A 10629-nucleotide genomic window follows, 5' to 3' on the forward strand; every position below is an offset into this window, starting at 1 on the left:
TTTTTTCGTAGTTTTGGACTATGAAAAACATTCCACTATATATAGATAACCAGCACTATCAGGGATCAGGAAAAAGCTTTAACAATTATAATCCCGCCACCGGAGAAATCATTCACGAGGTAAGTGGTACATCTCCGGATGACTTTGAAAAAGCCATAGCTTCAGCCAAACGAGGTTTCAAAGTGTGGTCTGCCATGTCGCCTACCGAAAGAGGACGTATCTTGCACAGAGCTTCTCAGATCCTGAGAGAGCGTAATGACGAGTTGGCACATTTAGAAATGCTGGATGCAGGAAAACCTATTCGCGAAGCCCTGGAAGTTGATGTGATTTCGGGAGCCGACTGCCTGGAATATTATGCCGGAATCGCTGCCAGCCTACATGGGGACCATATTCAGTTGGGAGGCGATTTTGCCTATACCCGCAGAGAGCCTTTAGGCATCTGTGCCGGCATTGGTGCCTGGAATTATCCCATTCAGATCGCTTGCTGGAAAGCGGCTCCAGCACTGGCCTGTGGTAATGTGATGATCTTCAAGCCTGCTGAGCTCACACCACTTACCGCATTTAAGCTTGGAGAGATATTTACCGAAGCAGGTCTGCCCGATGGTGTCTTTAATGTGATACAGGGAGATGCCATTGTCGGCCAGATGATGACCGGGCATCCTGACATTGCCAAAGTATCCATTACCGGAGAGGTAGGCACCGGAAAAGCAGTAATGGCTGCGTCCGCCACCACCTTAAAAAAAGTGACACTGGAGCTAGGAGGTAAGTCACCCATCATCGTTTTTGATGATGCTGATCTGGACGAAGCAGTTTTTGGAGCGATGCTGGGTAACTTTTATACACAAGGAGAGATCTGTAGTAATGGCACAAGAGTGTATGTACATGAATCAGTGAAAGATGCGTTTATGGATAGATTAATCCGGCAAACCCAGGCGCTCAAAGTAGGCGATCCCGCAGACCCTGAGACACGGGTAGGAGCGTTGATAAGCAAAAACCATTTTGAAAAAGTAATGCAATACATCTCCCTGGGTACGGAGCAGGGAGCCGAGCTGGCATGCGGAGGTCAGCAGGTAGAAGTGAAAGGTTGCGAAGGGGGGTACTTCGTGGAACCTACTATTTTTGTTGCGCCTGAAGACAATTTACGCATCGTAGAAGAAGAAATCTTTGGTCCGGTAATGACGGTGCTCACATTTAGCGAAGAGGAAGAAGTACTGCAAAGGGCTAATAACACTCCCTTTGGACTAGCTGCCGGCGTATTTACGAAAGACCTAAGAAAAGCGCACCGTATGGTAGCTGGCCTGGAAGCCGGTATGTGCTGGATCAATACATTTAATATCAATCCGGTAGAAATTCCGTTCGGAGGTTACAAACAATCTGGTATCGGGCGGGAGAACGGCCTGGCAGCAATAGAACATTACACACAATTAAAAACAGTTTATGTGGCCATGGATAAAATGGTCAACCCATTCTGAAAATCTACACACAAAACCAATGAAATACGATTACATCATCGTCGGAGGAGGAACTGCCGGTGTAGTTACGGCATACCGTCTTGCCGAAAAAAGAGCAGGAAAAGTATTACTGATTGAAGCAGGTATCTCGGATGAAAAGCGAGAGGATGTATTGCAACTGAAACAGTGGTCCAGCCTGCTGGAAGGGGATCTGGACTATGATTTCACAATTGCTCCACAAAAATACGGCAACAGTAATATGCGTCATAGCCGTGCTAAGGTAATGGGCGGTTGCAGTTCGCATAACTCAGCCATCGCCTTTCAGGCCCCTGACTATGACTTTGAAGAGTGGACGAGGCTAGGTGTAGAAAACTGGGCACCGGAAGTGGTCCGCCCTTTCTACGATAAAGTTTTGGAAAAAGTGAATCTGGAGCAGTCAGGTTCTGACAATGCCTGTGGCATAGCCATGATTAAAGCTAGTGAACAGTATGGTATTCCTGCACAGGATTTTGAGCAGGGAAACTATCATCACAGTGCCGGTTGGTTTTCGCTGAACAAAAAAGGAGGGTTAAGACATTCCAGTTCTGTGGCATATCTGCATCCCTATGATCAGATTCCCGAAGACCTGACCATCATCACGGAAACCTTCGCCACTAAACTTCTCATTGATGAGCATAATAAGGTTACAGGCGTAGAAACCAACAAAGGTATATTTGAAGCAGAGAAAGAAGTCATTCTTTCCGGAGGGGCTTTTCATACTCCTCATCTACTCATGCTTTCCGGTATAGGTCCTGCGGACCATCTGAAAGAAATTGGTGTTCCTGTGGTACAAAGCCTCCCCGGGGTAGGAGAACATTTAGTAGATCATCCGGAGGGCGTAATAATGTGGGAATCTGCCCAGCCGGTGCCTGAAGCTACTGCTCAGAAATATGAAATTGGTATTTTCTGCAAAACACAAAAGGAGTTACCCATTGCTGATATGATGTTTCATTTCGGTACAGAGGCATTTGATATGCATACGGCTCCGGCAGGCTATCCCACAGCTGATCAGGCTTTTTCACTGACTCCTAATGTGATGCATGCTAAGAGCGAAGGCACAGTCAGGCTGCGTTCAGCCAACCCACAGGATGCTCCGCTGATTGACCCTAAGTACTTCACCGATCCTGAAGGCTATGATATTCAGGTGATGATGGAGGGAATCAAAATTGCCCGCAAAATCGCTGAACAGCCCGCATTGAAACCCTGGATTAAACGCGAACTCGCTCCCGGTCCTGAAGTACAGACCGATGAGGAGATCAGGGCGTATATATACAAAACGCATAATACGGTCTATCATCCCGCAGGCACCTGTAAGATGGGCGCTGAAGAGGATGAAAAGGCGGTGACAAATTCCAGCCTGAAGGTGAAAGGCATTCAGAATCTGCGGATTGCTGATGCTTCCGTCTTTCCGGCCATCACCAGCATCAATCCCTGTATCACCTGCATGATGATAGGCGAACGTTGCGCTGATTTTATCCTTCAGGAAAAGTAATTAAAAATAATTGCCTACCCCAGCTTATGGAGCACTTGGGGGAAGCACAAACATCATGTTTTCATCTTACAACTTCAGTACGAGTAATTTATGATATATCTTCTCCGTTTGAAAAACGTTATCTTTAGAAAAAAAACTTATGACAACTATCGCAGAAATTAAGTCTACACTCCACCAGTATATTGTAGAAACTGATGATATTGAGGTGTTGAATCAGTTGCGGATTTATTTTGAGAATTTAACCCAACAACAAGCTAAAACAGTGGCCTATACAGCAGATGGGAAAGCGCTTTCACGAGAAGCTTATCGTAAAGATCTGGATGAGGCTATTGAGCAGGCTGATCGGGGAGAAGTTATAAGTCAAAAGGATATTGAGCAGGCAAAACCATGAGTAAGAGAGAAGTAGTCTGGACACGTAAAGCGCAATTTGCTTTAGATTGCCACTACGCTTATTTACATGACATATCACCACAACAGGCATGGAAAGTGCGGCAGGAAATTATACGTTCTGCCAAAAGTTTATCAACACAAGCAGAAATCTATCAGCTAGATGAATATTATCCAGAGAACCTAGGTAATATCAGGCGATTTTTCTGATGGAGTTATCGGATAGTATATCAGGTTAGAGAACACCAAGTAGTTATTTTAAATATATATCACACCAGCCAAGCCCCTGAAGAATAATATTCTTTTTTAGAATGCTAATCTTCATTCTTATCCCAGCTTATGGAGCGCTTGGGGTGGGCACTGCTTTTGACTGAGGCGAGAAACCAACAAAATCGTAATAAGCCCGCTGACCATCGCTAATGTTCGGAAAGGAAAAAGTACTGTGCCATCTTCCAATGCCATAGGGTAGGGGATAATGCCCTCCAAGCCTAAAGTAGGTTCACCACCTCCAAAACGTAGGACTACTGAGACTATAAGTCCTGCTATGGCTCCGTAGCGATTGGCTTTCTTATCAAAAAGAGCGCAGACAAGCTGAGGAAACAAAATACAGTAGACAAAATCGCTGCACAGAAACCAGAGTGCATAAACACTCTTTACCTGCAAAGCAATCAGCGTAGCTGACACTCCAATGATCCAGATCACTTTTTTGATAACTCTTGATAAAGTCTGGGAGTCAACTTTAGGTCTGAGCAGGGTACGATAAAGGTTCCAGGAAGCCATAGAAGAAGCCGAAAGGATAGAAGAGTCTACCGATGACATGACGGCGGCGGCAATCGCTCCCAGCCCAATTGTAGCGACTATAGGATTGGTCAGATACCGGACGACATAAGGTAAGGTAAGGGCTGCTTCATCCGGCGGTGCCACACCAAATGCATTCCAATCTGCCACATTACCGATCACGCCAATCATAATAGCTGGAATAGCAGCTAACAGGCAAACAAAACCTGCGATGATAGAAAGCCGCATGGCTACCTGCTCATTCTTAGAAGCAAGCACCCTTTGAAAATATACCTGCCAGGGTATTCCCCCAAAGATCAGGAGCAGCGCTGAGTCCCACCAGTTCCAGTAATAGTCTCCCCAGGCATCATTTTTCCATCCATCCAGTGGAGGGAGCACATTGGCTAAAATACCTTTATTTTCTTTGTATGTATTCCACGCATAATCCCAACCCCCGACTTTATCCAAGGCAAAAGGAATGACTAATGTAAGACCAACCAGCAGCAATATCATCTGTATGACATCGGTAAAGGCTACAGCCCAAAGACCACCCAGGGCCGTATAGGCAATTGCGATTGCTGCGGAAACAATGATGGAAGGGACAAAATCCATCCCTAATACGGTACCAAAGGTTGTACCCAGGGCAGTAAGAATTGCTGAAGTCCAGAAAAGCTCACCTGAGATAGCAGGTAAAGAAAGTACTGCGGCTACTTTTTTACCGAAACGCTGTTCTAATGGGTCTACCATTGTTTTGAATTCGTAGCGGCGCATTTTTCGGGCAAAAAACAGCCCCCCTATGATGAGGCTCATGGCATATCCCCAGGGCGCCTGTACCCAGGCTATTCCTGAAGAACTTGTATATTCAGCTGTGCCGTTGATATATCCTCCGCCTACCCAGGTAGCACTCATGGTGAATACAGCCACACCCAATGGTATAGACCTTCCTGCAAGCATCACACTGTTTTCGTTTTCCTCTCCCTTCATGGAAGCAGCGTAAGTTCCTATGTAAAAAATGACAGCATAGAAAAACATCATGGCAATGAAGCCCGGCCAATATACCGCTCTACCCATCCAGTGCATGACAGCACCCACCAGGAGTAGGATAATCATGATGGCAAGGGAAGGGAGTAGTTTTTTGAATAGTGTAGATGACATCTTATATAATGGACGATGGTTTGATTTGATGAAAGCCCTAAGTGGTTTGGGCTTGTAAGCTAATATGAATCTGGCAGTGCAAAAAAGTAAAGGCCCAAAATTAGGCCTTCACAATTTTCCAGACTTAAAAAAATCTTATTCCCAGCCAAAAATCTGTTCCAGATTCGGGTTGAGTACCACATCAGACTGTGGAATAGGACGATAGTAATACTTAGGCGCAACAAAGGTTCCCCGGTCAGCCATGGTCTGAATAGTGCCGGAAGTACCATTTTCCAGAAAGACACCTACATCCTCACCGAATGCTCCGGCGCGGTAGTAGACGAGTTGCTCACCCAGTTCATTCACCTCTTTGTTTTCAGGAATAGATTCAGAAGCATCTATCAGGAAGATATCTTCAACATCGTCGCCGGTGAGATCATATTTACCCAGAGAAGGAAAGTAAATGCCTTCGGGCTCATTATCTAATAACTCACCCGCGCCCCAGCGCATCAGGTCATCAAAACGAAAGCCTTCCAGCGCCAGCTCAATTCTACGCTCTCTACGGATTTCCAGTAAAACGTCTTTTTGCGTAGAGGTGATGTTGGGATAACGGGCTGCCTGCATATCATCAATCATAGGATTGATGCTGAGGTCTGGCATCCCTGCTCTTGCCCTCAGTTGGTTCACTGTCATATCCAGGTCAGCCTGGGTAAGCTCTCCCAGCTCAGCTTTGGCTTCGGCATAAATCAACATAGGCTCAGCCAGACGAAGCACCGGATAATCGGCACTGTTCTGTACAGTAATATCTGTATCATTGATAAAGCCTTTGATCTGATGGTAGCCGGTAAAGCTTTTTGCCAACTCCTGCACATACACTCCGGCACCCTGTGCATAAGTTGAGGTGTTTACCAATTCCCAACCCGGATAAGCATAGGTCTGAGAAAGACGAGGGTCACGATCCTGAAATTCCTCTACGAATAAATTAGTCTCATATCCCGGCTGATCGGTATAGTATGAGCCATCAGTCATCAGGTAGGCCTGTAATAAATCTTTGGTTGGGCACACTTCGTAGTTACCAAATATATAGGCCCACCAACCACTATTTAGTGTTTCATTTTCAAATGCACGTACCAGAATTACCTCAGGGTTTCCTCCCAGGCTAGTGTTGTTGAAGAGGCGACTGTAATCAGTCGTTGGGTCGCCGGTATTGTATAGTGCAAAACCTCCATTTTCAATGATGTCTTGAGCAACATCTCTGGCGACTGTGATAAACTCATCTGCCGTAGTTTGCAAGTTGAGTTCCGGATGATACTTTCGGTAGGTGCCTTCATACAGGGCAAAGCGTGCCAGGTAAGTTTTTATGACCCAACTGTTGACTTCACCTTCTACAGATTCGGTATCTACGTTTTCGGCAGCAAAGCTAAAGTCATCCATAATGTTCTGGACTACCTCTTCACGTGAATCCCTACCTTTGAGCAGCAACTCTTCATCATTGGAAGCAATCACCTGATCGTACCAGGGCACATCTGAGTAGCGCTTTATTTTTTCAACATAAAAGCGAGCACGAAAAAATCTGCCAAGGCCTTCGTAGTGATTCAGCCTGCTTTCCGGTAAATCAGCATTTCTGAAGTTTTCCAGAAAAAAATTGATATCCCTTAAGCCTGCCCAATTCCAACCACCAGTGATCGTTGTTGACGATGGATCGCCAATCATCATGTTCTTAATTTCGGTAACACCGGTTGTTACCGCGTTATCCGTAGAACGATCTTCAATCAGTTGACCATGGGCAGGAAAATTATACAGTCCGTAAACGTACAGGTCCAGGTCTTCTTCCGTATTGAAAAAGTTTTCTTTACCGATAGATGTTTCTGGCACCCTGTCCAGAAAATCATCATTACAGGCTACTATCAGTAGTGATAAACTGATTGTGAGTAGTGATTTATATATTAAATTCATCTTTGTTCTCATGATTATTTAAAAGTTAACATTCACACCGACAGCAAACCTTCTCTGTACAGGATATGCATATCCACTTCCTACTTGTCTTGAATTTCCGGTTGCCGGATTGTAGTTATTATTATCATTGATGGCTTCCGGGTCATAATAATCCTTAAGCTCTGACCACTCAAACACATTTTCGCCACTTACAAAGACTCTCAGACGCTCAATTCCCACACGATCCAGCATTGCCTGCGGCAGGGTATATCCAACTGTCAGGTTTTTGAGCCTCAGGTATGATCCATTGAGTAAGTAGCGTGTTTGAGGTATGGCCAGTCCCTGGGCCTGGTCAATACGCTCTCCCAGATTACGGTCTGCCAGCCAGGCCTGTAATACGGGGTAGTAAGCATCAAGATTCTGATCGGCAAGTCCTGCCTCAATGTAAGACTGAGAATGTCTGGAACGATCCACGTCACTGTCAGCAGTGGCACGATAGAAATCGTTAAGGTGGGCGTACCCTCCGGCATAAGGCTGCTGGTAGAATCCCCAGTACAGGTAATCTCTTGGGTAGTAGTCACGTTTTGCAACGCCCTGAAAGAAGGTGCGCAGGTCAAAACCTTTCCATGACATATTCAGGTCCAGACCGAAACGGTAGCGAGGTGAAATATTTCCAATAACACTTAGGTCTTTAGGATCATCTACGGTAGTTCCTTTTTCAATGACACCATTACCGTCCTGATCAATGTACCTGGGCCATCCTGGAACAATTGAAAGTGCTCCCCAGGGAACAACAGCCGTTTGATCTAACTGCTGTATTTCATCTTCTGACGCAAACAAACCATCGCTTTCCAAACCCCAGATTTCTCCCAGGTCCATACCCTCATAGTATTGGGTCAGGTTGCGGTTGGGATTGTCAAAGCTGGTAATGGTAGCGCGGCTGTCAGACAAAACAAATTTGGTATTGAAGCTCAGCGGGCTGCCTCCTACGTTGAAGTCATTTCGGTAATTCAATGCCAACTCCCATCCATTGTTACGTAAATCGGCAGCATTTTCTGCCGGCTCACTTGCTCCTAACACATCGGGCAGGTCTCTTCCCAGCGTCAGCATACCGAGCGTATTTCTTTCGTAGATATCAAAGTTAGCGGTAAGCCTGTCACCGAAGAATCCAAGGTCAACACCAAAGTTAACTGTGTTTACCTGCTCCCAGGTGTAGTTAGGCGATACCAGGCCGGGGGAAGAAATTTCCTGGGGGCGATTGCCGCCGATCAGATAATCAGACTGGTAAGCAGCCATCGTAGGGATATAACCATAATAATTGTAGTCAGAAACCGCCTGATTACCTAATGAACCATAAGAGGCCCTGAGTTTAAAGGTACTTACCACATTGGTCAGCGGATCAAAGAACTGTTCCTGGTCTACCCGCCATGCGGCAGATGCGGAAGGGAAGAAGCCGAATCGCTTATCTTCCGGGAAACGAGAACTTCCGTCATAACGGCCGTTGAATTCTACAATGTAGCGATCAAGCAAGATATAGTTCAAGCGGTAGAAGGCTCCACGGATGGCCCAGTCACCGATGACCTCATTTACATTGGCATCCCCGGTAGCCAGTGCTACGGTGGGCAGAGAGGAGGAAATCACATTGTTACGTTCAGCACTGAAAAACTCAGAACGGTAATATTCCTGATTATATCCGACAATAGCGGTAAAGTCATGGACACCAAATTCTTTATTGAGTGTACCATAGACGTTAAAAACATTATAGTCTTCAAATCCCGCACTGCGATGAGCAAAATTCTGACCTTCTTCACGGACGTCATCGGGCCCAAATCCAATATTATACTTGTTTGTGTGGTAATTGAAGTTGGTGCTCCCTCGGCGATAGGTATAGTCTGCATTTACTTTCAACAGGTCATCCCAAAAAGAAAGTTGGGCGGTAAAACGAGACTGTAGACTGTTGTACCTTTCGCTGGTTGATCCTCCGTCAGACATGCGGGCCGCTAGTCTACCGGTAGCATTATTTCCCCAGCTTCCGTCCGGGTTTACATGCCAGTCAGTAGGCCATAGGTTATAAATCTCCCAGAAAGAAGAACCTCCTGCACCCTGTTGCAGGGTATTGGAAAGCAGGCTTGAATTGACAATTGCTGAAGGCTGTTTACGCGTGGTATTGGTAAGGAAAGTATTGTTTCCTAAGGTGAACCAATCTGTAACATCATAGTCTACCTTACTTCTGAAGCTATAGCGGTCAAAATAATCGTCGGCAACTTTGATGATACCATTCTGACGGTTGTAATTACCCGAAATAAAATAGCGGGCTTTCTCAGACATTCCGTCAACGGATACCGAGTGGTTTTGAGAAAAGCTGCTTTCCGACATAAAGTAGTTGCTCCAGTCACGGTTACCCATATATTCCCACTGCTCGCTGTTGGTTAAGTCTTGTCTTACCGGAGCTATGGATGGGTCTTCTGAACGCTGCTTGGCGTAAAGGTAAGTTTGGTCAGTATAGTTGTTATAATCCCAGGGAGTATTATCAGTAGCCGTTTCTGCCAATCTGAGGTAGATATAGGGGTCTGTAATTTTATCAGGCACTATCGTAGGCCTGTCCCAGGAGAAATTGTTGGAATAGCTTACGCTTACCCCTTCCTGATCTCCCATTTTGGTAGTAATCAGAATTACCCCGAAAGCGGCTCTTGCACCATAGATGGCGGCTGCGGAAGCATCCTTGATTACTGATATATTCTGAATATCCTGAGGAGAAATTCGGTTAAGTTCTACTGCATCTGAAGGTACACCATCAATCAGGATGAGGGGGTTCCCTCCGTTGATAGAGGTTAATCCACGAATGTTAATATTTGCTGCGGCACCGGGCTCCCCTGAAAGGAAGTCTACGTTCAGGTTAGGGATGATACCCTGTAGCCCCTGTGATATATTAGAGATAGGACGGTTCTCAATCACCTCTGCATCTATCTGATCTACCGCTCCGGAAAGGTTTACTTTCTTTTGAGTTCCGTAACCTACCACTACAACTTCATCCAGTTGAGCAGCGTCTTCTGACAATTGTACATTAATCTCAGACTGGTTATTTACCGCTACTTCTTTAGTTTCATAACCTACAAAGCTGAAGATGAGCACATCGTCTCCATTAGCCTGCAAATTGAAGTTTCCTTCTACATTGGTGATTGTACCTTGACCGGATCCTTTGATTAAGACATTCACCCCTGGCAGGGGATTATCTTGCTCATCCAGCACCTTACCGCTAACGGTTTGAGACTGGCTGTAAGCGAAAGCCGGAAGCAGGCACAGCAAGGCAGAATAAACCACAGTGTACGTAAGCCTCTTAAGCTTTTGTGATGGGTCGAATTGTTTCATTGCGATTTTTTTTGGTTGAATTGAAATCAATTCCAAAAGTAAGGG

7 protein-coding genes are annotated in these 10629 nt (G+C 45.6%); 4 read left to right on the forward strand and 3 right to left on the reverse strand.

The features are described 5' to 3' along the window. The first annotated feature begins 20 nt into the window (after window positions 1–20). The 4 genes from betB (at window position 21) to OKW21_RS04305 (ending at window position 3579) form a co-directional block, all read left to right on the forward strand. Entirely contained in the window at window positions 21–1472 is a 1452-nt protein-coding gene (betB, locus tag OKW21_RS04290) for a betaine-aldehyde dehydrogenase (RefSeq protein ID WP_277477643.1), read from the forward strand. Between the two features lie 19 nt (window positions 1473–1491). Further along, window positions 1492–2982: a GMC family oxidoreductase gene (locus tag OKW21_RS04295; RefSeq protein WP_277477645.1), complete on the forward strand. Its 1491-nt coding sequence runs from the start codon at window positions 1492–1494 to the stop codon at window positions 2980–2982. A 139-nt stretch (window positions 2983–3121) separates the two neighbouring features. Further along, window positions 3122–3373 carry a hypothetical protein gene (locus OKW21_RS04300; RefSeq protein ID WP_277477647.1) on the forward strand — a complete coding sequence of 84 codons (252 nt, stop codon included), beginning with the start codon at window positions 3122–3124 and terminating at the stop codon, window positions 3371–3373. After that, complete coding sequence (locus tag OKW21_RS04305; RefSeq protein WP_277477649.1) at window positions 3370–3579, forward strand: hypothetical protein; 210 nt, start codon at window positions 3370–3372, stop codon at window positions 3577–3579. The genes OKW21_RS04300 and OKW21_RS04305 overlap by 4 nt, the downstream gene beginning before the upstream one ends. Window positions 3580–3696: 117 nt before the next feature. Here the strand turns inward: OKW21_RS04305 and OKW21_RS04310 are convergent, their stop codons facing one another. From OKW21_RS04310 to OKW21_RS04320, 3 genes are all read right to left on the reverse strand, one after another. Then, window positions 3697–5301 (reverse strand): high affinity choline transporter 1, encoded by a 1605-nt coding sequence (locus OKW21_RS04310; RefSeq protein ID WP_277477650.1) that lies wholly within the window; start codon window positions 5299–5301, stop codon window positions 3697–3699. Window positions 5302–5436: 135 nt separating this feature from the next. Continuing rightward, window positions 5437–7248, reverse strand: a complete 1812-nt coding sequence (locus OKW21_RS04315; protein WP_277477652.1) for a RagB/SusD family nutrient uptake outer membrane protein — start codon at window positions 7246–7248, stop codon at window positions 5437–5439. Window positions 7249–7254: 6 nt separating this feature from the next. Next, window positions 7255–10584 carry a SusC/RagA family TonB-linked outer membrane protein gene (locus OKW21_RS04320; RefSeq protein ID WP_277477654.1) on the reverse strand — a complete coding sequence of 1110 codons (3330 nt, stop codon included), beginning with the start codon at window positions 10582–10584 and terminating at the stop codon, window positions 7255–7257. Between the last annotated feature and the right edge of the window lie 45 nt (window positions 10585–10629).

It is taken from the genome of Catalinimonas alkaloidigena, assembly GCF_029504655.1.
Taxonomy (GTDB): domain Bacteria; phylum Bacteroidota; class Bacteroidia; order Cytophagales; family Cyclobacteriaceae; genus Catalinimonas; species Catalinimonas alkaloidigena.

Coding starts and splice junctions, on each gene's coding strand:
- betB (WP_277477643.1), top strand. CDS start 21: ATGAAAAACATTCCACTATATATAGATAACCAGCACTATCAGGGATCA.
- OKW21_RS04295 (WP_277477645.1), top strand. CDS start 1,492: ATGAAATACGATTACATCATCGTCGGAGGAGGAACTGCCGGTGTAGTT.
- OKW21_RS04300 (WP_277477647.1), top strand. CDS start 3,122: ATGACAACTATCGCAGAAATTAAGTCTACACTCCACCAGTATATTGTA.
- OKW21_RS04305 (WP_277477649.1), top strand. CDS start 3,370: ATGAGTAAGAGAGAAGTAGTCTGGACACGTAAAGCGCAATTTGCTTTA.
- OKW21_RS04310 (WP_277477650.1), bottom strand. CDS start 5,301: ATGTCATCTACACTATTCAAAAAACTACTCCCTTCCCTTGCCATCATG.
- OKW21_RS04315 (WP_277477652.1), bottom strand. CDS start 7,248: ATGAGAACAAAGATGAATTTAATATATAAATCACTACTCACAATCAGT.
- OKW21_RS04320 (WP_277477654.1), bottom strand. CDS start 10,584: ATGAAACAATTCGACCCATCACAAAAGCTTAAGAGGCTTACGTACACT.